Here is a 20,089-nt window from a genome sequence, read left to right on the forward strand (position 1 = left end):
ACAAACCTCCGGTGCGGTATCAGATACCGCCAGCAGTGAGTTTTTCCGGGTCGAGCAGCACTTCCAGCTGGCTGCGCGGCAGGTCGGTGTGCTCCAGGGCCACATCGATGATCGGACGGCCCTGCTTGTAGGCGGTCTTGGCGATCTCGGCGGCCTTCTGGTAGCCGATGATCGGGTTGAGGGCGGTCACCAGGATCGGGTTGCGCGCCAGGGCCTCCTTGAGCTTGGGTTCGTTGACCTTGAAGCTGGCGATCGCCTTGTCGGCTAGCAGGCGGCTGACATTGGCCATCAGTTCGATGCTGCTCAGCAGGTTCTGGGCAATGATCGGCAACATGACATTGAGCTCGAAATTGCCCGACTGACCGGCCACGGCAATGGTGGTGTCATTGCCGATGACCTGGGCGGCGACCATGGCGGTAGCCTCCGGGATCACCGGATTGACCTTGCCCGGCATGATCGACGAACCTGGCTGCAGGCCTTCCAGTTCGATCTCGCCCAGGCCCGCCAGGGGACCTGAGTTCATCCAGCGCAGATCGTTGGCGATCTTCATCAGTGCCACCGCAGTGGTCTTGAGCTGGCCCGACAGGGCCACGGCGGTGTCCTGGGAGCCGATCAGGGCGAACAGGTTCTGACCCGGAGTGAACGGCACCCGGGTCAGTTCACTGAGCTGCTGGCTGAAGCGTGCGGCAAATTCAGGATGGGCGTTGATTCCAGTGCCGACTGCGGTGCCGCCTTGGGCCAGGGACTGCAGCGCCGGCAAGGTTGACTCCAGGTGTGTGATCGCGCCCTTGATTTGTGCCGCCCAACCGCCCAGCACCTGGCTCATGCGCACCGGCATGGCATCCATCAGGTGGGTGCGGCCGGTCTTGATGAACGGGTGCACCGCTTCTGCCTTGTGCTCGATCACCTGCACCAGGTGCCTGAGTGCCGGCAGCAGTTGTTCATGCAGACCCAAGGCGGCGCTGACATGGATGGTGGTCGGGATGATGTCGTTGCTGCTTTGTCCACAGTTGACGTGGTCGTTCGGGTTGATCGTGGTACCGGACACACGACTGGCCAGGGTCGCGATCACTTCGTTCGCGTTCATGTTCGAGCTGGTGCCCGAGCCAGTCTGGAAGATATCCACCGGGAAATGCTGGATAAAGTCACCCGCCAGCAGTTGCTCCACCGCCGTGACAATGGCTGCACCCTGCTCGGTTTCCAGTTGCTTGAGTTCGATGTTGGCCTTGGCTGCAGCGGCCTTGGCCAGCAACAGCGCACGAATGAACTGGGTCGGCATGCGCTGCTGGCTGATCGGGAAGTTGTTCACCGCGCGCTGGGTCTGGGCGCCATACAGGGCCTCGGCCGGTACCTGCAGTTCACCCATGCTGTCACGCTCGATTCGGGTATTACTCATCATCAAGTCCTTGCATCAGTTCAGCGAAAGAAATCGAAGGCAGCAGCGTGCAGTTCGCCAGTTGCAGGGCGAAGGGCTGCCAGCGCTGCCCCTGTTCGCCGCCATCGAGCTTGCGCAGCTGCAACAGCGGCTTCCAGGCCTGGTCCAGGCACAGGCAGCGCCAATGCCAGGGCAGCATGCGATCGCAGGCAGTATCCAGGAGCAGGCGGAATGAGGTCAGGGCGACGGTCCAGGCCGAGGTTTCGGTGCAGCACACCAGGTAGCGACCCTCGGCCAGGTAATGTTCGATCAACCGGGGTTCGTCCGGCTCCATCGCGCAACGGATGCGGCGACTGAGCCAGCGCCAGTTTTCGAGGTAGGGCAATTCGTGAAGGACGGGTTTCATGAACATCATCGCCTAGATAATGATATTCATTATTAATTGATAATCAGAATCAGTTCAAGGTGATTCCAATAGAAAACAAAAAGCCCGGCGCATGGCCGGGCTTTTCAGGCAGGAACGGGATTAGCTACCTGCCACCGTCATCCGTTCGATCAGGATCGAACCGGTGTGGATATTGCTACGGGTTTCCAGATCGTTGCCGATGGCGACAATCTGCTGGAACATATCCTTCATATTGCCGGCGATGGTGACTTCCTGGACGGCGAACTGGATCTCGCCATTCTCGACCCAGTAGCCCGCAGCACCACGGGAATAGTCCCCGGTGACCATGTTCAGGCCGTGGCCCATCAGCTCGGTCACCAACAACCCGCGACCCATGCGCCGGATCAGCGCGGCCTGGTCTTCAACACCGTGGGTGACATAGAGGTTATGTACCCCCCCGGCATTGGCGGTACTCGGCAAGCCAAGCTTGCGCCCGGAGTAGGTGCCCAGCACATAGGACACCAGCTCGCCCTTTTCGACGAACGGTTTGGCGTAGGTCGCCAGGCCATCGCCGTCGAATGCGGCGCTGCCCAAGGCACGCTTGAGGTGCGGACGCTCGTCCAGGGTCAGCCAGGAAGGGAACAGCCGCTGCCCAATGGCGCCGTCGAGGAACGACGACTTGCGATACAGGTTGCCACCGGAAATCGCCGACAGGAAGCTGCCGAACAGCCCCCCGGCAAGTTCCGCGGAGAACAGCACCGGCACCTCGCAGGTCGGCACCGGCCGCGCCCCCAGGCGGCTGGCCGCCCGTTGCGCGGCGCGCTGGCCGATGCTGCGCGGATCGGCCAGCAACTCGCCCTGGCGGTTGACGTCATACCAGTAGTCACGCTGCATCTGCCCCTCGGCTTCAGCGATCATCACGCAACTCAGGCTGTGGCGGGTCGAAGCGTAGCCACCGATGAAGCCATGGCTGTTGCCGTACACCCGGCAGCCCTGGTGGGTATTGAGGGTGGTGCCGTCGGCGTTCTTGATCCGCGCATCGGCGTCGAACGCCGCCGCCTCGCAGGCCAGGGCTTTCTCGATGGCTTGTTCCGGGGTGATGTCCCAGGCGTGATACAGGTCGAAGTCCGGCAGCTCGCGCGCCATCAGGGCCGGGTCGGCAAGGCCGGCGCAATCGTCCTCGGAGGTATGCTTGGCAATCGCCAGCGCTGCCGCCACGGTCTCGCGAATGGCCTCGCTGCCGCTGGCCGAAGTACTGGCCGAACCTTTGCGCTGCCCCACATACAGGGTGATGCCAAAGCCCTGGTCGCGGTTGAACTCCACGGTTTCCACTTCACGCTGGCGAACCGAAGTCGACAGCCCCTGCTCCAGCGACACCGCCACTTCACAGGCGCTGGCACCCTGGCGCTTGGCCTCGGCGATAATCTGTTCGACTTGCTCCTGCAACGCCGGCAGGGCCTGTGGACCTACGCTCTGGACTGAACTCATGGTTTTCTCCACTCAAATTCTGCGTTCGGCACGGGTCATTCTACGACCGGGCCGGACAAGCGGCCCCCGACTGGTTATCATGGCGGCGATTCTCAGCGGACTGCCCCCATGGTTGATTCTTACGACAACGCCTTCGAAGGCGAAAAAAGCAAAACCCAGATCAAGCGCGATATGCAGGCGCTGGTCGATATGGGCGAGCGCCTTACCACGCTCAAGCCCGACACCCTGGCCAAGCTGCCCTTGACCGACGAACTGCGCAGGGCCCTGGAAGAGCACAAGCGGCACACCGCGAACGAGGCCAAACGGCGTCACCGGTCGTTCATCGGCAAGCTGATGCGTGACCAGGACATCGACGCGATCAATGCGCTGCTCGACCAGCTCGACGCTTCATCGCGCCAGTACAACGAGCGTTTCCACAACCTCGAACGCTGGCGCGACCGGCTGATCGACGGCACCGATGAGGTCCTGGAAAAATTCGTCCAGGAATACCCGGAAGCCGACCGCCAGCAGCTGCGCTCACTGATCCGCCAGGCTCAGCATGAGCTCAAGACCAACAAGCCGCCGGCCTCCAGCCGCAAGATCTTCAAGTACATCCGCACCCTGGACGAGGTTCAACGCGGCCTGCTTTGAGCCCCGCGACCGGGCAGGCGCCCTGCCCGCCCGGTTTCAACTTCATGCGCCCGTGCCACCCACGGTGATCGCATCGATCTTCAAGGTCGGCTGGCCAACGCCTACCGGTACCGACTGACCATCCTTGCCACAGGTGCCCACGCCGCTGTCCAGGGACAGGTCGTTACCCACCATCGATACCCGGCTCATGGCTTCCGGGCCATTGCCGATCAGGGTCGCGCCCTTGACCGGGGCGGTAATCTTTCCGTCCTCGATCAGATACGCTTCGCTGGTGGAAAACACGAACTTGCCGCTGGTGATATCCACCTGGCCACCGCCGAGGTTGGCACAGTAGAGCCCACGCTTGACTGACTTGATGATCTCCTGCGGATCGCTTTCACCGGCACGCATGTAGGTGTTGGTCATACGTGGCATCGGCAGGTGCGCGTAGGATTCGCGACGACCGTTGCCGGTGACCGCCATGCCCATCAACCGGGCATTGAGCTTGTCCTGCATGTAGCCCTTGAGGATGCCGTTCTCGATCAGCGTGGTGCACTCGGTAGGGGTGCCCTCGTCATCCACGCTCAAGGAGCCGCGGCGCCCTTCCAGGGTGCCGTCATCGACGATGGTGCACAGGCTGGAAGCGACCTTCTCGCCCATGTGGCCACTGTAGGCCGAGCTGCCCTTGCGGTTGAAGTCGCCTTCCAGGCCATGACCGACCGCCTCATGCAGCAACACCCCGGACCAGCCCGAACCCAGCACCACCGGCAAAGTGCCTGCCGGCGCAGGGATCGCTTCGAGGTTGACCAGCGCCTGGCGCAGCGCTTCACGGGCAAAGCCCATGACCCGCTCATCGGTGAAATAGCGATAGTCGGTACGCCCGCCACCGCCATGGCCGCCCCGCTCACGTCGACCGTTCTGCTCGACGATGACGCTGACATTGAAGCGCACCAGCGGACGCACGTCCGCCGCCAGGCTGCCATCGGCCGCGGCGATCAAAATGCGCTCCCAGACCCCGGCCATGCTCACGCTGACCTGCTGGATGCGCGGATCCAGGGCGCGGGTGGCGGCATCGACACGCTTGAGCAGCTCGACTTTCTCGGCCCGGCTGATCACTTCCAGCGGGTTGTCGCTGCCATAGAGCTGGGTGACATCCTGGCTTTTGAAGGCCTGGACACTGCCATGCTGGCCGGCGCGGGAAATCGAACGGGCGGCACGGGCCGCCGAGGTCAGGGCTTCGAGGTTGATGGCATTGCTGTAGGCGAAGCCGGTTTTCTCGCCGGACTGGGCACGTACGCCCACACCTTGGTCGAGGTTGAAACTGCCTTCTTTGACGATCCCGTCCTCAAGGGCCCAGGATTCGGAAATCTGCCCTTGAAAATACAGGTCGGCGGCATCGATGCCTGGACCTGCCAACTCACCCAGCACCGATTGCAGGCTGTCGAGGGTCAGGCCTCCCGGCGCCAGCAGGTGCTCGCTGACAGTGGATAACATCTCGCTCATAGTCACTCCGAGGTGTGCGCAGGCCGCAAGGCGTCCTGCGAGAAAAAGCGCCGGTGCAAGGCCACCGGCATCCGCGCCCGGATGGACGCCTGTTCGCTGCTGTCGCGTTCGCCGAGCAGCACTGCTTCTCCGCTAGCCTGTTCGGCGACGATGCGCCCCCAGGGGTCGACGATCGCAGCATGGCCATAGGTTTCCCGTGGCCCCGGGTGAATCCCGCCCTGGGCGGCGGCCAGGACGTAACATTGGGTCTCGATGGCCCGGGCACGGATCAGCACTTCCCAGTGCGCCGCCCCGGTCACCGCGGTGAAGGCCGCCGGAGCGCTGATCAGTTCGGCCCCGGCCGCGCGCAAGGCGCTGTACAGCTCCGGAAAACGCAGGTCATAGCAGACGCTCAAACCAAGACGCCCCACCGGAGTATCGGCCACTACCACCTGGCTGCCATGGGCGTAGTCATCGGACTCGCGGTAGCGGCCACGATTGTCGGCCACATCGACATCGAACAGGTGCAGCTTGTCGTAGCGCGCCACGGTCTGCCCCTGCTCATCGATCAACAACGAGCAGGCATGGGACTTGGCCTCGGGCTGGCCGACCGGCGGCAAGGGCAAAGTGCCGGCCACCACCCATAACCTGAGGTCGCGGGCGGTCTGTTTCAACCAGGGCAGGATCGGCCCCTCACCCAAGGCTTCGGCACGGCCGATCGCAGCCGTGTCGCGCCGCCCCATGGCGGCAAAGTTTTCTGGCAACACCGCCAGGCGCGCGCCGCCCTGTGCCGCCTGTTCGAGCAAGCGCCGGGCCTGTTCCAGGTTGGCCGGAATATCGCTCTGGCTGACCATCTGGATCACTGCTGACTTCATGGGCGCTCCTGGCGGGATTTCTCGAAAGGTTTTACAAAGCTGATTTTAGGCTCTTTCCACGGACCTTCGACGCGATAGTGCACGCTGGCGTAGCGTGCCACCCGGTCGCCGAGCAGGCGATCGACCAGGAACAGCGCGCCTCCGACCGCCGGCGCACCGACAATCAAGGCCGCCAACGGCAGGTTGTTGGTCACCGGCAGCGTCACCAGCAGGTTGGCGTCGACCCGGTCGCGGACCATGTCCAGGGTGCCATCGAGTTCGAAGTTGCTCGAGGGTCCGGTCACGGTGATCGGTTCGCGGGTGACATAAACACCTTCGCTGGCCACCAGCAGGCCCTTGACCCGGTCGTAGCTCAGGCCCTTGTCGAACAGGTCGGAGAAGTCCAGGCGCAAACGCCGGCCAATGGAGTTGAAGTTCAGCAGACCGAACACCCGCAGGGCCTGGGCGCCGCCCTCGACCTCAACGAACTGACCCTTGCGCAAGGCGGCATCGAGGCTGCCGGACAACCGGCCCAGGCTGACCCAGGCGGGCGATCCCGGCCAGCGCGCGTCGACATCCATACGAAAATCGCGGCTGGTAACGGTAGGGGCAAAATTCCAGGCCTTGAGCACGTCGGCCAGGTTCTTGCCCTCCAGGCGTCCTTTGTACCAACTGCCGCTGGCGCCCGGCGCACCTTCCCAGCCACCGCTGCCGTCGATTTGCAACCCCTTGAGGTTGAGGTCCAGGTCTTTGAGGGCGATGCCCTTGGCGGTCGAACGGACCTTGACCGCCGCGCTGCCGAGCAGGTCGTCGCCACGGAACAGCTTGTCGATGCTCAGGTCGATGGACGGAATCTTGCGTGGGTCGATGGCGGCCATCGGATCGGGCGCGTTGGGCACAGTCACCTCGGCCGGATCCTGGGGCGGCAAATGGATGGTCTGCAGGTTGACCACCATGGGCGCGTCCCTGGCATCAGGTACGCGCGCGTTACCGATGACTTCCTTGCTGTCCAGACGCAATGCCCAGTTGCTGCTGCCGCGCACCAGACGCACCACCGCCTGGTTCAGCTCAAGGCCAAAGGCCTTGAGCCGGCCGATACTGAGCTCGACACCGCGCAACATCTGTCGAGCACTGTCCCCCGGGGCATTGCCGGCCAGACTGCCCATTTGTTGCTGCCAGGGCGCAAGATCCAGCTCGGCCAGCCGGCCACGCACTTGTACGCCCCGGCCGTCAGGCAGTTGCGGGCTGCCACTGCCGAACAGCAGTTCACCCCGCCCCTGGTCGATCTTGTCCATGGGCGCGGCATACAGCAGGTTGGCGACGTCGGCATAGCGGGCGTTGAATCGCCGCTCGGGCCCCTGCAGGGTCATGCCGAACTGGCTGTTGCGGGTTTCGTCGGCCGCTTTGCCGAACGGCGCCGGCAGATTGATGGCCAGACCCTTGAGGCTGGAGTCGACCTTGAGCTGATTGTCGCGACCGCCCAGGTTGAGCTGCAGTTGATAAGGCAGTTCGCCGGACAGTGGCAATGCCTGCTTGACCTGCAGCCACTGGGTCAGGGTCGCGAGCGCCACCTGGCCCTTGGCTTCGACCCGGGTCTGTATCTCGCCGGGCTTGCCTTCGGCGAAGATCTGCGCGGTCATCGGTTTGTCGAACACGCGCGCGCTGATGTTCTGGCCGCTCAGGCCCTTGTCGAAATCGAAACGAAAGCCGCCCTTGAGCTGGCTCAGCTCAAGCACAGGTGCGGCGATTTTCAGGCGTGCATCCTTGGTGTCGAAATCCACCACCACCTTGGGCCGCTCGCCCTTGGCCAGGGGAACGTCCAGTTTGAGCTTGCCCTTGAGACTGCCCTTGCCTTCCCAGCCCGCGAATAGATCAGCGGTGCCGATCGGCGCTTCCTGGAGGATTTTCAAGCCATCGCCCAGGCCACCGTCAAAGGCACCGTCCAGGTACATGTGGCTGTGCTCGCCCGAGGCGACATGGGGAATATTGACCTGGACGTCACTGACCTGGGTATCGAGCAACTGACCCCGCCGCGCATTGATGCGCACACCGTTGTCATCGATGAACACATCGCCATCGACTTTTTGCACCTGCGGCCAGCCCGGCTGGAAGTCCAGCGCAGCATCGTGGACCTTGAAGAACAGGCTGATGCTGCGTGCCTGCTCCGGTGCACCATGGTTGAGCGAACCCTGGTACTGGAAATAGCCTTCATCGACCGCACCCTTGAGGATGGCCGTGCGCAGCCACTCGTCCAGGGCCGGGCTCAGCACCTCGGGCAGGTACTTGGCGGTGTAGCGGCCATCGCCCTCGACCAGGCCGACCCGCAGGTCCATGTAGTCCTCGCGGCCTTCCTCGAACAGCAGGCGAATAAGGAAATCGCCGGCGATCTTGCCCTCCTCGCCCAGCACCTTGAGGTAGGGGGCAATGAGGGTGAAGCCTTCCTGGTCCAGGCGCCAGGTCAGGCGCGCATTGGCCTTCTGGTACTGCCAGGGTTTGGCGAAAATTGGGTAGAGATGCAGCATGAACGCGTCGGTATCCAGGCGCAGTTCGCCCTGACCGAGGTCACCGCTGATGCTGCCGCTGACATTGCCCGCCGCTGGCGCGCCGTGATAGGCGTTGAAGCCGACCCGCTCCAGGTTGGCGGCGAATGCCAGGCGTTGGTCACCGCGGGCCTCAGGGCGAATGTCGAGCTGGACATTGCGCAGGCTGCCGGTGACCTTCAGCCCCTGCACCACCGCCATGACCTTTTCCGGCAGTGGGGCCAGGGACTCGATCAGTGGTGTGAGCGGCGTCAGGTCCAGGCGATCGGCCTGGATCTTCCAGGTCTCCTCGACCCCTTCGCTGGCTGCGGTCTGGTTCAGTTGCAGGTGCGACTCCCAGCGCGTCTTGCCCAGGCTCATGGCCAGTGAGTCGAGCTTTACATCAAAACCGTTGGGCTGACGCTGGAACCAGGCGTTGAGTGCGAGGTTTTCGGCCTTGACCGGCTTGCGGCCGGTATATCCCCCCTGCAGCTGCGGTGCATTGAGGCGAACGGTCGCGCTGTGCAACTGCCCCTTGGCCCAGGTCAGCCAGAATTCACCACCGGCCTTGAGTTCCTTTGCCTGCCATTGGCCCAGCAGTCGCGGTGGCAGCCAGCGGGCCCAATCGCTCTGGGGCAGGCTGAGGTAGGCGTCGACCTGGCCGTCACGCCAGTGCGCCGCAAGAATGCGGCTGCTCAGGTTCATGGCCACGGGCTGGCCGTCAGGTAAGGTCAGGCGCACATCCAGGCGCTGGCGAACGCTGCCGGTACGCAGGCCGAGGTTGACATAGGTCAGGGTCATGGGCTCGCGCTGGAAAGGCTCGAGGGTGACCTGGCTGTCGAGCACCGTGACCTTGCCCACCAGTTGCATGCGCCGCAGCAGCTGCTCAGGGTCCAGCGGACGGTCATCGGTTTTCGGCAGCCCGTCCAGCGCCCAGGCACCCTGCTCATCTTCACGCAGTCGCAGCTGCAGGCCACCTACCTCAAGGTTGGCCAGGCGAAGTTGTCGACCGGACAGACTGGCCCAGAGGTCCGGCACCACCTTGACCCCGTCCAGGCGCAACGCACTGGATCCTTCGCCCACCTGGATGTCATTGACCAACAGCACCGGCGCCAGGCCGCTCCAGTGCCCTTCCAGGCCACCAATGTGCACGGGCATGCCCAGGGCTTGCTCGGCCCTGTCTTCAACCTCGGCGCGGTATTCGGCCACCAGCGGCACCAGCTGTCGGCCAAGGCTGACATACAGCGCCACCAGCACAGCCAGCAAGGCACTGATCCCCAGGCCCCAGCGGGTCATCGCGCCCAGGACGCGCATCAGACGCTCCATGGCAATGGCCCTCCAACTCGTGCCTTAACTATGGCCGCAACCGAGCGCTTTGCCAGCCCTGGACGCCGCCAGGTGCATTCAGAATGCGTCAGAGCAGCACCACATCGTATTGTTCCTGGGAATACATGGATTCGACCTGGAAGCGGATGGTCCGGCCGATAAAGGTTTCAAGCTCCGCCACGTTGCCCGACTCTTCATCCAGCAGGCGGTCCACGACTTTCTGGTTGGCCAGCACTCTATAGCCTTCGGCCTGATAGGCACGGGCTTCACGAAGAATTTCGCGGAAAATCTCGTAACAAACTGTCTCGGGGGTTTTCAGTTTGCCGCGCCCCTGGCAGCAATGGCAGGGCTCGCACAGCACCTGTTCAAGACTTTCGCGGGTGCGCTTGCGGGTCATCTGCACCAGGCCAAGCTCGGTGATGCCGATGATGTTGGTCTTGGCGTGATCGCGTTCGAGCTGCTTTTCCAGGGTCCGCAGTACCTGGCGCTGGTGCTCCTCGTCCTCCATGTCGATGAAGTCGATGATGATGATCCCGCCGATATTGCGCAGGCGCAGTTGCCGGGCGATGGCGGTGGCCGCTTCCAGGTTGGTCTTGAAAATGGTCTCTTCCAGGTTGCGGTGCCCGACGAACGCCCCGGTGTTGACGTCGATGGTGGTCATCGCTTCGGCAGGATCGACCACCAGGTAGCCGCCGGACTTGAGCGGCACCTTGCGCTCCAGGGCACGCTGGATCTCATCTTCCACACCATAGAGGTCGAAGATCGGCCGCTCGCCTGGGTAGTGCTCGAGGCGGTCGGCGATTTCCGGCATCAGTTCGCCGACGAACTGCGTGGTTTTCTGGAAGGTTTCCCGGGAGTCGATGCGAATTTTCTCGATCTTCGGATTGACCAGGTCTCGCAGGGTGCGCAGGGCCAGGCCCAGGTCTTCATAAATCTCGGTTGGCGCGCCCACGGTCTTGATCTGGTTGCCGATCTGCTCCCAGAGCCTGCGCAGGTAGCGGATGTCCATGAGGATCTCATCGGCACCGGCGCCTTCGGCCGCCGTGCGCAGGATGAAGCCGCCTGCATCCTGGATGTTTTCCTGGGCGACGCAATCGGTGACCACCTGCTTGAGGCGCTCGCGTTCGGCTTCGTCTTCGATCTTCAGGGAAATGCCAACATGACTGGTACGCGGCATGTACACCAGATAGCGCGAAGGGATCGACAGCTGGGTGGTCAGTCGCGCCCCCTTGGAGCCGATGGGGTCCTTGGTCACTTGCACTACCAGGCTCTGGCCTTCGTGCACCAGGGCGCTGATGCTTTCCACGGCCGGGCCTTCACGCAGGGAGATTTCCGAGGCGTGGATGAAGGCTGCGCGATCCAGGCCGATGTCGACGAATGCCGCCTGCATGCCCGGCAGCACCCGTACCACCTTGCCTTTGTAGATATTGCCGACAATACCGCGACGCTGGGTGCGCTCGACGTGCACTTCCTGAAGAACACCGTTTTCCACCACCGCCACGCGTGATTCCATCGGTGTGATATTGATCAGAATCTCTTCACTCATGGCAGGCTCTCGTCAAAGGACTTCGGTAATGATGGATCGCCCGCGGGCGACTGGCTAGCAGTCTTCTCTGGTCCTCGCTCAACCGGCCGACAAGGCTTGCCAGCAAGGGATGCCGAACTGCCCGAGCAACTCGGCGGTTTCGTTGAGCGGCAGTCCGACCACGGCCGAATAGCTGCCTTCCAGGCGTTGTACGAACACCGCACCCAGACCCTGGATGGCATAGGAACCGGCCTTGTCCTGCGGTTCGCCGCTCGCCCAGTAGGCCTGGGCCTCTTGTGGGGATATCTGGCGAAAACGCACCTGGCTGGCCACGCAGACACTCAGGCAGCGCTGGTTATCGGCGACCGCCACGGCGGTCAGCACCTGGTGTTCGCGTCCCGACAGGGCGGCCAGCATGGCCAGGGCATCGTCACTGTTCTCGGGCTTGCCCAGGATGCGCCCGTCCAGCACCACGGCGGTGTCGGCGCCGAGCACGGCCACCTTGGCGTGCGCCTGCAGCGTGGACAGTCCGGCAGCGGCCTTGGCCTGCGCCAGGCGCTCGACGTAAGCCACGGCCACTTCGCCCGGCAGCGGGGTTTCGTCGATCGGGACGCTGAGCGAAGTAAAAGGGATGCCGATCTGGGTCAGCAACTCACGGCGGCGAGGCGATCCGGAAGCCAGGTACAGCAAGGTCATCGTGACTTCTCCCTGTCAACGCCGCGAAGGCGGGATTCAGTTGATACCCAGGCGCAGGCGCAGCCCGCGCAAGGCGAAGCTGATCCACGGCCAGAGCAAGGCGCTGATCACCGCCGACCAGATCAGGGCGAGGGTCGGCAGGCGGTTGCCGGTCAGGGCGCTGAGCCACAGTTGCACCAACTGGGCCAGACCGAAGATCACCAGGATCACCAGGCTTTGCTGCCACATCGGGAACATCCGCAGGCGCTGTTGCAACGACAGCACCAGGAAGGTGATCAGGGTCAGCACCAGGGCGTTCTGCCCCAGCAGGGTGCCGTACAGCACGTCTTCAGCCAGGCCCAGGACAAAGGCCGTGGTCATGCCGACCTTGTGCGGCAGGGCCAGGGTCCAGAATGCCAGCAGCAGGGCCAGCCACATGGGCCGGAACACTTCCATGAATTGCGGCAACGGCGAAACGCTCAGCAGCAGGCCGATGACAAATGTCAGCCAGACGACCCAGCCGTTGCGGCTGCGGGTACTTACCATCAATGTCTCTCCCGGGTAGGGGCCGGTGCAGTGCTACTGGCGGGCGCCGGGGCTGCCCCGGACACCGCCGGTGCTGCGGTTGCAGGCGCCTGCCCGGAAGCGGGCGCCGGGGCCGGGGTAGCGGTTGCCGGCGCCGGGGCAGGCACCGTGGCAGGCTGGCCAGGCTCAGCCGGGCCCGTCAGCCCCTGGCGATCGGCGGCTTCCTGGGCCATGGCGGCGTCTGTAGCGCGCTGCTCGGGGGTACGACTGTCGGTGAACACCAGCAACAGGTAGCGACTGCGATTGAGCGCGGCCGTGGGGATGGCCCGGACGATGGCAAATGGCTGGCCGGAGTCGTGGATCACTTCCTTGACCGTGGCCACCGGGTAGCCGGCAGGAAAACGCTGGCCCAGGCCGGAACTCACCAACAGATCGCCTTCCTTGATGTCCGCCGTGTCGGCCACATGGCGCAGCTCCAGGCGTTCCGGATTGCCGGTACCACTGGCTATTGCCCGCAGGCCGTTGCGGTTGACCTGCACCGGAATGCTGTGGGTGGTGTCGGTCAGCAGCAGGACCCGTGCGGTATAAGGCATCAACTCGACCACCTGGCCCATCAGGCCACGGGCATCGAGCACCGGCTGGCCAAGAACCACACCGTCACGCTCGCCCTTGTTGATCAGGATGCGGTGGGTGAACGGGTTGGGATCGACGCCGATCAGTTCAGCGACCTCGACCTTCTCGTTGACCAATGCCGAGGAGTTGAGCAACTCGCGCAGGCGCACGTTCTGCTCGGTCAGGGCCGCGAGCTTCTGCACGCGCCCCTGCATCAGCAGGGCTTCGGTCTTGAGTTTTTCGTTCTCGGCGATCAGTTCGGTGCGACTGCCAAACTGGCTGGCAACCCCTGCCCACAGGCTCTGCGGCAGGTCGGTGACGTGATAGGACTCCATCAGCACCAGCCCCATCTGGCTGCGCACCGGCTTGAGCAGGGTAAAGCGCGCATCGACCACCATCAGGGTGATCGCCAGCACGACCAGCACGAGCACGCGCACGCCCAACGAAGGGCCCTTGGTGAAAAGCGGTTTAATGGGCCGCTCCTCGTGGACGACGATTCAAGAGGTCATTCATAAGGCACTGCACCGGCCTGCTTGTGGTTTGACGGAAAACGACGCCCACGCGGACGTCTGCCCGGCACATACAGGTAGCACCCCGGGTGCTCGCTGTAAACCGGGCGGCATGTTGACTGCTGCCGGCTTATTCGCTGGAGAGCAGGTCCATGGTGTGTTTGTCCATCATTTCCAGGGCACGACCGCCGCCACGGGCGACGCAGGTCAGCGGGTCTTCGGCGACGATGACCGGCAGGCCGGTTTCCTGGGCCAGCAGCTTGTCGAGGTCGCGCAGCAGGGCGCCACCACCGGTCAGCACCAGGCCACGCTCGGCGATGTCCGAGGCCAGCTCCGGCGGCGATTGCTCCAGCGCGCTCTTGACCGCCTGGACGATGGTCGCCAGCGATTCCTGCAGGGCTTCGAGCACCTCGTTGGAGTTGAGGGTGAAGGCACGTGGCACGCCCTCGGCCAGGTTGCGGCCGCGGACATCGACTTCACGCACTTCGCCGCCCGGGTAGGCGGTGCCGATTTCCTGCTTGATGCGCTCGGCGGTGGATTCGCCGATCAGGCTGCCGTAGTTGCGACGCACGTAGGTCACGATCGCTTCGTCGAAGCGGTCACCACCGACGCGTACGGATTCTGCATAGACCACGCCGTTCAGGGAGATCAGTGCGATTTCGGTGGTACCACCACCGATATCGACGACCATCGAACCACGGGCTTCCTCGACCGGCAGGCCGGCACCGATTGCGGCGGCCATCGGCTCTTCGATCAGGAACACTTCACGGGCACCGGCGCCCAGGGCCGATTCACGGATGGCACGACGCTCGACCTGGGTCGACTTGCATGGCACGCAGATCAGCACCCGCGGGCTTGGCTGCAGGAAGCTATTCTCGTGCACCTTGTTGATGAAGTACTGGAGCATTTTTTCGCAGACGCTGAAGTCGGCGATCACACCGTCCTTCATCGGACGAATGGCAGCAATATTTCCGGGCGTACGGCCCAGCATGCGCTTGGCTTCGGTACCGACGGCGACGACACTTTTCTGGTTGCCGTGCGTACGAATGGCCACAACCGAGGGCTCATTCAGGACGATACCGCGCTCACGCACGTAAATAAGGGTGTTGGCAGTGCCCAGGTCGATGGAAAGATCGCTGGAAAACATGCCACGCAGTTTCTTGAACATGGGAAAGTGACCCTAGGCAACGCGTGGGTAAAAAAGTGCGGCAAACTCTAACAACGGCGGGGATTTTGGGCAAGGCGCCAATATGTTAAATTGGCAGTTTTTCCGAGCAAGCCAGCACACAATCGCGGCCTTATGACCGTAAATCTGCCAGCATGTTCCTCATCGCGGACCCATTCCGTTTCTTTGTTTCCTCAGGAGATCCCCATGGCGCTTGAACGCGGCGACGTGGAAAAGATCGCTCATCTGGCCCGGCTGGGCCTCAATGAAAGCGAGCTGCCACGCACTACCGATGCCCTGAACAGTATTCTGGGACTGGTCGACCAGATGCAAGCGGTCGACACCACTGGCATTGAGCCATTAGCCCACCCCCTTGAAGCCAGTCAGCGCCTGCGCGCCGATGTGGTAACAGAAAGTAACCAGCGCGACTCCTACCAGGCCATCGCTCCGTCGACGGAAAACGGCCTGTACCTGGTTCCGAAAGTCATCGAGTAAGGGAATAGAGCCTGCCATGCATCAACTGACCCTGGCCGAGATCGCCCGCGGACTCGCCGACAAAGCCTTTTCCTCGGAAGAGCTGACCCGCACCCTGCTGGCGCGGATCAACCAGCTCGATCCGCAACTCAACAGCTTCATCAGCGTCACCGAAGAGCTGGCCATCGGCCAGGCCCGCGCCGCCGACGCCCGTCGCGCCGCTGGTGAGAACGGTGCCCTGCTGGGCGCGCCGATCGCCCACAAGGACCTGTTCTGCACCCAGGGCGTGCGCACCAGCTGCGGCTCGAAGATGCTCGACAACTTCAAGGCACCCTATGATGCCACGGTAGTAGCCAAGCTGGCCGCAGCCGGCACCGTGACCCTGGGCAAGACCAACATGGACGAGTTCGCCATGGGCTCGGCCAACGAGTCGAGCCACTACGGCCCGGTGAAGAACCCGTGGAATCTGGAGCACGTACCGGGCGGCTCGTCCGGGGGTTCCGCCGCCGCGGTCGCCGCACGCCTGCTGCCGGGTGCCACCGCCACCGACACCGGCGGCTCGATCCGCCAGCCCGCGGCGCTGACCAACCTCACCGGCCTGAAACCGACCTACGGTCGCGTCTCGCGCTGGGGCATGATCGCCTACGCCTCCAGCCTCGACCAGGGCGGCCCGTTGGCCCGCACCGCCGAAGACTGCGCCCTGCTGCTGCAGGCCATGGCCGGCTTCGACGCCAAGGACTCCACCAGCATCGATGAGCCAGTGCCGGACTACAGCTCCAGCCTCAACGGCTCGTTGCAGGGCCTGCGTATCGGCCTGCCGAAGGAGTACTTCGGTGCCGGTCTCGACCCGCGCATCGCCGAACTGGTCCAGGCCAGCGTCAAGGAGTTGGAAAAGCTCGGCGCCGTGGTCAAGGAAATCAGCCTGCCGAATATGCAGCATGCCATTCCGGCCTACTACGTGATCGCCCCGGCCGAAGCCTCGTCCAACCTGTCGCGTTTCGACGGCGTGCGCTTCGGCTATCGCTGCGAGAACCCGGTCGACCTCACCGACCTGTACAAGCGCTCCCGTGGCGAAGGCTTCGGCAGTGAAGTCCAGCGCCGGATCATGGTCGGTACCTACGCCCTGTCGGCCGGTTACTACGACGCCTACTACCTGAAGGCGCAGAAGATCCGCCGCCTGATCAAGAACGACTTCATGGCCGCCTTCGACGAGGTCGACGTGATCCTCGGCCCGACCACGCCGAACCTGGCCTGGAAGATCGGCGCCAAGAACAACGATCCGGTCGCCGCGTACCTGGAAGACGTCTACACCATCACCGCCAACCTCGCCGGCCTGCCAGGCCTGTCGATGCCGGCCGGTTTCGTCGACGGCCTGCCGGTCGGCGTGCAGCTGCTGGCCCCGTATTTCCAGGAAGGCCGCCTGCTCAACGTCGCGCACCGCTATCAGCAAGTGACTGATTGGCACACTCGCGCACCTAACGGCTTCTGAGGGACCATCACATGCAATGGGAAGTTGTCATCGGGCTGGAGATCCACACCCAGCTCGCCACCCAGTCGAAGATTTTCTCCGGCAGCGCCACCACCTTCGGCTCCGAGCCGAACACCCAGGCCAGCCTGGTCGACCTGGGGATGCCCGGCGTACTGCCGGTGCTCAACCAGGAAGCGGTACGCATGGCCTGCATGTTCGGCCTGGCGATCGACGCCGAGATTGGCCCGCACAACGTGTTCGCGCGCAAGAACTACTTCTACCCCGACCTGCCCAAGGGTTACCAGATCAGCCAGATGGAGCTGCCGATCGTCGGCAAGGGCCACCTGGACATCGCCCTGGAAGATGGCACGGTCAAGCGCATCGGCATTACCCGTGCGCACCTTGAAGAAGACGCAGGCAAGAGCCTGCACGAAGACTTCAGCGGTTCCACCGGTATCGACCTGAACCGTGCCGGCACGCCGTTGCTGGAAATCGTTTCCGAGCCGGAAATGCGCAGCGCCAAGGAAGCCGTTGCCTACGTCAAGGCCATCCATGCCCTGGTTCGCTACCTGGGCATCTGCGACGGCAACATGGCCGAAGGTTCGCTGCGCTGCGACTGCAACGTCTCGATACGGCCAAAGGGCCAGGTCGAGTTCGGCACCCGCTGCGAGATCAAGAACGTCAACTCGTTCCGCTTCATCGAGCGCGCCATCAACAGCGAAGTGCAGCGCCAGATCGAACTGATCGAAGACGGCGGCAAGGTCATCCAGGAAACCCGCCTGTACGACCCGAACAAGGACGAGACCCGCTCCATGCGCAGCAAGGAGGAAGCCAACGACTACCGTTACTTCCCCGACCCGGACCTGCTGCCGGTGGTGATCGAGGGTGCCTACCTCGATGCCCTGCGCGCCACCCTGCCGGAACTGCCGCCGCAGAAGCGCGAGCGCTTCCAGAGCCAGTTCGGCCTGTCGACCTACGACGCCAGCGTGCTGGCCTCCAGCCGCGAGCAAGCCGACTACTTCGAACAGGTGGTGGGTGTGTGTGGCGATGCCAAGCTTGCCGCCAACTGGGTCATGGTCGAACTGGGCAGCCTGCTCAACAAGCTGGGCCTTGAAATCGACCAGGCACCGGTCAGCGCCGCGCAGCTGGGCGGCATGCTCAAGCGCATCCTCGACAACACCATCAGCGGCAAGATCGCCAAGGTGGTGTTCGAGAAGATGGCGGCCGGTGAAGGCGATGCCGACCAGATCATCGAAGCCGAAGGCCTCAAGCAGGTCACCGACACCGGCGCGATCGAGAAGGTCCTGGACGAGATGCTGGCCGCCAACGCCGAGCAGGTCGAACAGTACCGCGCCGCCGATGAAGCCAAGCGCGGCAAGATGTTCGGCTTCTTCGTCGGCCAGGCCATGAAAGCCTCCAAAGGCAAGGCCAACCCGCAGCAAGTGAACCAATTGCTCAAGAGCAAGCTCGAAGGGTAATTCGCGTCACCCTGTGGGAGCTGGCGTAGCCGGCGATGCAAGGCGTAGCCTTGCTACTGGGGCTGCCCCGCAGCCCATCGCCGGCTACGCCGGCTCCCACGGGTGATCACTCACCTGGGAGCAACTGATTTGATCTGGCGTCTGTCCAGCGCACTCGCGCTCTTTTCCCTGCTGGCCGGCTGCGCCAGCCACGATATTGATCCCCGCGGTTACGACAAGACCGGCACCGCTTCCTATTACGGCTCCCGTCACCACGGCAAACGTACTGCCAGTGGCGAGCCCTTCAACAAGAATGCCCTGACCGCTGCCCATCGCAGCCTGCCCTTCGGCACCCGGGTCAAGGTCACCAACCTGAACAACGACCGCAGCGTGGTGGTGCGCATCAACGACCGTGGCCCCCATACCCGCGGCCGGCTGATCGACCTGTCGCGCGCCGCCGCAGAAAAACTCGGCATGGTCCGTAGCGGAACGGCGCGGGTACGGGTACAAAGTCTCAGCGACTGACCCTGAAACGGAGTTTCATCATTTTCGACCTGGCCGCGTTACCCACTTTCAGCCTGCTGCAACTGGCCTTCGGCCTGCTATTGCTGATCGCCGGCGCCGAACTGCTGGTGCGCGCGGCCCTGCGCCTGGCGGCCAGCCTGCAGGTACGACCGCTGATCATCGGCCTGAGCCTGGTGGCGTTCGGCAGCAGTGCGCCGCAACTGACTGTCAGCCTGCAAGCCGCCTACACCGGCGCCCCGGACGTCGCCTTGGGCAGCGTGATCGGCAGTAACATCTTCAACATCCTGGTGACCCTGGGCCTGGCCGCCCTGATCATTCCACTGCGGGTCTCGCGGCAACTGGTGCGCCTGGATATCCCGCTGATGATCGGTGCCAGCCTGCTGGTCTATCTGCTGGCCCTCAACGAAATGCTCGGACGCGTCGAAGGCGCACTGTTGCTGAGCGCCCTGATGGCTTACCTGGCGATCCTCTGGCATCAATCGCGTCACTACGCCCGTACCTACCCCGCTCCCGGCCCGCGACCGCAGCAAGGCGGCAGGTTCTGGCTCACCAGCCTGCTGCTGATGCTCACGGGCCTTGGCCTGCTGAGCCTGGCCGGGCACTTGCTGCTGGAAGCCGCCGTCGAAGTGGCGGTCGACCTGGGGTTGTCGGAACGGGTCATCGGCCTGACCGTGGTCGCGGTCTGCACCTCACTGCCGGAACTGGCCACCTCGCTGATCGCCGCCCTGCGCGGTGAACGGGAGATCGCCGTAGGTAACGTGATCGGCAGCAACCTGTTCAATCTGCTGGCCGTGCTGGGCCTGACCGCCCTGGTCACGCCGCAGCCGCTGTCGATCTCGCCCAACGCCCTGGATTTCGACCTGCCGGTGATGCTCGGCGTCGCCGTCTTGAGCCTGCCGGTGTTCTATTCGGGCTACCGGGTGACCCGCGCCGAAGGTCTGGTGTTTCTTGGCTTGTACCTGGCTTATGGTCTGCACGTGGTGGCCTTCACCACCGGCATGCCATTGGCCAGCCGCTTGGAAAAACTGATGCTGTTCTACGCACTGCCAGTGCTCGGGTCGCTGTTGCTGTACACGACCCTGCGCGCCTGGCGCCGCCAACACTAAGGAAAACAAC

The 20,089-nt window shown here is 63.7% G+C and carries 17 protein-coding genes; 6 read left to right on the top strand and 11 right to left on the bottom strand.

What is annotated here, in order from left to right; genetic code table 11:
* Positions 1-19: 19 nt before the first annotated feature.
* The 3 genes from ACIQUS_RS05375 to pmbA all read right to left on the bottom strand — a co-directional run bounded on the left by ACIQUS_RS05375 (position 20) and on the right by pmbA (position 3,248).
* Positions 20-1,396: a class II fumarate hydratase gene (locus ACIQUS_RS05375; RefSeq protein WP_403043830.1), complete on the bottom strand. Its 1,377-nt coding sequence runs from the start codon at positions 1,394-1,396 to the stop codon at positions 20-22.
* On the bottom strand, positions 1,389-1,790 hold the full coding sequence (locus tag ACIQUS_RS05380) for a FagA protein (RefSeq protein ID WP_403043833.1): 402 nt from the start codon (positions 1,788-1,790) through the stop codon (positions 1,389-1,391). The genes ACIQUS_RS05375 and ACIQUS_RS05380 overlap by 8 nt, the downstream gene beginning before the upstream one ends.
* A 111-nt stretch (positions 1,791-1,901) precedes the next feature.
* Entirely contained in the window at positions 1,902-3,248 is a 1,347-nt protein-coding gene (pmbA, locus tag ACIQUS_RS05385; protein WP_403043836.1) for a metalloprotease PmbA, read from the bottom strand.
* A 108-nt stretch (positions 3,249-3,356) separates the two neighbouring features.
* On the opposite strand from pmbA, the gene yjgA reads away from it, so the two are divergent.
* Entirely contained in the window at positions 3,357-3,878 is a 522-nt protein-coding gene (yjgA, locus tag ACIQUS_RS05390) for a ribosome biogenesis factor YjgA (protein WP_403043838.1), read from the top strand.
* A gap of 42 nt (positions 3,879-3,920) precedes the next feature.
* Here the strand turns inward: yjgA and tldD are convergent, their stop codons facing one another.
* The 8 genes from tldD to mreB all read right to left on the bottom strand — a co-directional run bounded on the left by tldD (position 3,921) and on the right by mreB (position 15,052).
* Positions 3,921-5,360: a metalloprotease TldD gene (gene tldD / locus ACIQUS_RS05395; protein ID WP_285861602.1), complete on the bottom strand. Its 1,440-nt coding sequence runs from the start codon at positions 5,358-5,360 to the stop codon at positions 3,921-3,923.
* Between the two features lie 2 nt (positions 5,361-5,362).
* Entirely contained in the window at positions 5,363-6,214 is an 852-nt protein-coding gene (locus ACIQUS_RS05400; protein WP_403043842.1) for a carbon-nitrogen hydrolase family protein, read from the bottom strand.
* On the bottom strand, positions 6,211-10,038 hold the full coding sequence (locus tag ACIQUS_RS05405; protein WP_403043845.1) for a YhdP family protein: 3,828 nt from the start codon (positions 10,036-10,038) through the stop codon (positions 6,211-6,213). Before ACIQUS_RS05405 ends, ACIQUS_RS05400 begins: the two co-directional genes overlap by 4 nt.
* An 88-nt stretch (positions 10,039-10,126) precedes the next feature.
* The gene (gene rng, locus ACIQUS_RS05410) at positions 10,127-11,584 is read right to left on the bottom strand and encodes a ribonuclease G (protein ID WP_285861605.1); all 1,458 of its coding nucleotides are present in this window, start codon (positions 11,582-11,584) and stop codon (positions 10,127-10,129) included.
* A 78-nt stretch (positions 11,585-11,662) separates the two neighbouring features.
* Positions 11,663-12,259 carry a Maf family protein gene (locus ACIQUS_RS05415; protein WP_403043847.1) on the bottom strand — a complete coding sequence of 199 codons (597 nt, stop codon included), beginning with the start codon at positions 12,257-12,259 and terminating at the stop codon, positions 11,663-11,665.
* A 36-nt stretch (positions 12,260-12,295) separates the two neighbouring features.
* Positions 12,296-12,784: a rod shape-determining protein MreD gene (mreD, locus tag ACIQUS_RS05420; protein ID WP_403043849.1), complete on the bottom strand. Its 489-nt coding sequence runs from the start codon at positions 12,782-12,784 to the stop codon at positions 12,296-12,298.
* Positions 12,784-13,848: a rod shape-determining protein MreC gene (mreC, locus tag ACIQUS_RS05425; protein ID WP_403044613.1), complete on the bottom strand. Its 1,065-nt coding sequence runs from the start codon at positions 13,846-13,848 to the stop codon at positions 12,784-12,786. Before mreC ends, mreD begins: the two co-directional genes overlap by 1 nt.
* Before the next feature lie 166 nt (positions 13,849-14,014).
* Positions 14,015-15,052 carry a rod shape-determining protein MreB gene (gene mreB, locus ACIQUS_RS05430; protein WP_008371426.1) on the bottom strand — a complete coding sequence of 346 codons (1,038 nt, stop codon included), beginning with the start codon at positions 15,050-15,052 and terminating at the stop codon, positions 14,015-14,017.
* A gap of 204 nt (positions 15,053-15,256) precedes the next feature.
* Between mreB and gatC the strand changes: the two genes are divergently transcribed.
* From gatC to ACIQUS_RS05455, 5 genes are all read left to right on the top strand, one after another.
* The gene (gene gatC, locus ACIQUS_RS05435) at positions 15,257-15,544 is read left to right on the top strand and encodes an Asp-tRNA(Asn)/Glu-tRNA(Gln) amidotransferase subunit GatC (RefSeq protein ID WP_285861610.1); all 288 of its coding nucleotides are present in this window, start codon (positions 15,257-15,259) and stop codon (positions 15,542-15,544) included.
* A 16-nt stretch (positions 15,545-15,560) separates the two neighbouring features.
* The gene (gene gatA, locus ACIQUS_RS05440) at positions 15,561-17,012 is read left to right on the top strand and encodes an Asp-tRNA(Asn)/Glu-tRNA(Gln) amidotransferase subunit GatA (protein WP_403043852.1); all 1,452 of its coding nucleotides are present in this window, start codon (positions 15,561-15,563) and stop codon (positions 17,010-17,012) included.
* Between the two features lie 11 nt (positions 17,013-17,023).
* Positions 17,024-18,469 carry an Asp-tRNA(Asn)/Glu-tRNA(Gln) amidotransferase subunit GatB gene (gatB, locus tag ACIQUS_RS05445; protein WP_403043855.1) on the top strand — a complete coding sequence of 482 codons (1,446 nt, stop codon included), beginning with the start codon at positions 17,024-17,026 and terminating at the stop codon, positions 18,467-18,469.
* A gap of 132 nt (positions 18,470-18,601) precedes the next feature.
* A complete protein-coding gene (locus ACIQUS_RS05450) occupies positions 18,602-18,973 on the top strand; it encodes a septal ring lytic transglycosylase RlpA family protein (protein WP_403044616.1) in 372 nt (123 codons plus the stop codon).
* 62 nt (positions 18,974-19,035) lie between these two features.
* A complete protein-coding gene (locus tag ACIQUS_RS05455; RefSeq protein WP_403044619.1) occupies positions 19,036-20,079 on the top strand; it encodes a calcium/sodium antiporter in 1,044 nt (347 codons plus the stop codon).
* The last annotated feature ends 10 nt before the right edge of the window (positions 20,080-20,089 follow it).

Source organism: Pseudomonas sp. NPDC090755 (genome assembly GCF_044769005.1).
Classification (GTDB): domain Bacteria; phylum Pseudomonadota; class Gammaproteobacteria; order Pseudomonadales; family Pseudomonadaceae; genus Aquipseudomonas.

What these genes read in the sequence shown, in the direction of transcription:
- ACIQUS_RS05375 (WP_403043830.1), bottom strand. Translation starts at nt 1,396, where the DNA reads ATGAGTAATACCCGAATCGAGCGTGACAGCATGGGTGAACTGCAGGTA.
- ACIQUS_RS05380 (WP_403043833.1), bottom strand. Translation starts at nt 1,790, where the DNA reads ATGATGTTCATGAAACCCGTCCTTCACGAATTGCCCTACCTCGAAAAC.
- pmbA (WP_403043836.1), bottom strand. Translation starts at nt 3,248, where the DNA reads ATGAGTTCAGTCCAGAGCGTAGGTCCACAGGCCCTGCCGGCGTTGCAG.
- yjgA (WP_403043838.1), top strand. Translation starts at nt 3,357, where the DNA reads ATGGTTGATTCTTACGACAACGCCTTCGAAGGCGAAAAAAGCAAAACC.
- tldD (WP_285861602.1), bottom strand. Translation starts at nt 5,360, where the DNA reads ATGAGCGAGATGTTATCCACTGTCAGCGAGCACCTGCTGGCGCCGGGA.
- ACIQUS_RS05400 (WP_403043842.1), bottom strand. Translation starts at nt 6,214, where the DNA reads ATGAAGTCAGCAGTGATCCAGATGGTCAGCCAGAGCGATATTCCGGCC.
- ACIQUS_RS05405 (WP_403043845.1), bottom strand. Translation starts at nt 10,038, where the DNA reads ATGGAGCGTCTGATGCGCGTCCTGGGCGCGATGACCCGCTGGGGCCTG.
- rng (WP_285861605.1), bottom strand. Translation starts at nt 11,584, where the DNA reads ATGAGTGAAGAGATTCTGATCAATATCACACCGATGGAATCACGCGTG.
- ACIQUS_RS05415 (WP_403043847.1), bottom strand. Translation starts at nt 12,259, where the DNA reads ATGACCTTGCTGTACCTGGCTTCCGGATCGCCTCGCCGCCGTGAGTTG.
- mreD (WP_403043849.1), bottom strand. Translation starts at nt 12,784, where the DNA reads ATGGTAAGTACCCGCAGCCGCAACGGCTGGGTCGTCTGGCTGACATTT.
- mreB (WP_008371426.1), bottom strand. Translation starts at nt 15,052, where the DNA reads ATGTTCAAGAAACTGCGTGGCATGTTTTCCAGCGATCTTTCCATCGAC.
- gatC (WP_285861610.1), top strand. Translation starts at nt 15,257, where the DNA reads ATGGCGCTTGAACGCGGCGACGTGGAAAAGATCGCTCATCTGGCCCGG.
- gatA (WP_403043852.1), top strand. Translation starts at nt 15,561, where the DNA reads ATGCATCAACTGACCCTGGCCGAGATCGCCCGCGGACTCGCCGACAAA.
- gatB (WP_403043855.1), top strand. Translation starts at nt 17,024, where the DNA reads ATGCAATGGGAAGTTGTCATCGGGCTGGAGATCCACACCCAGCTCGCC.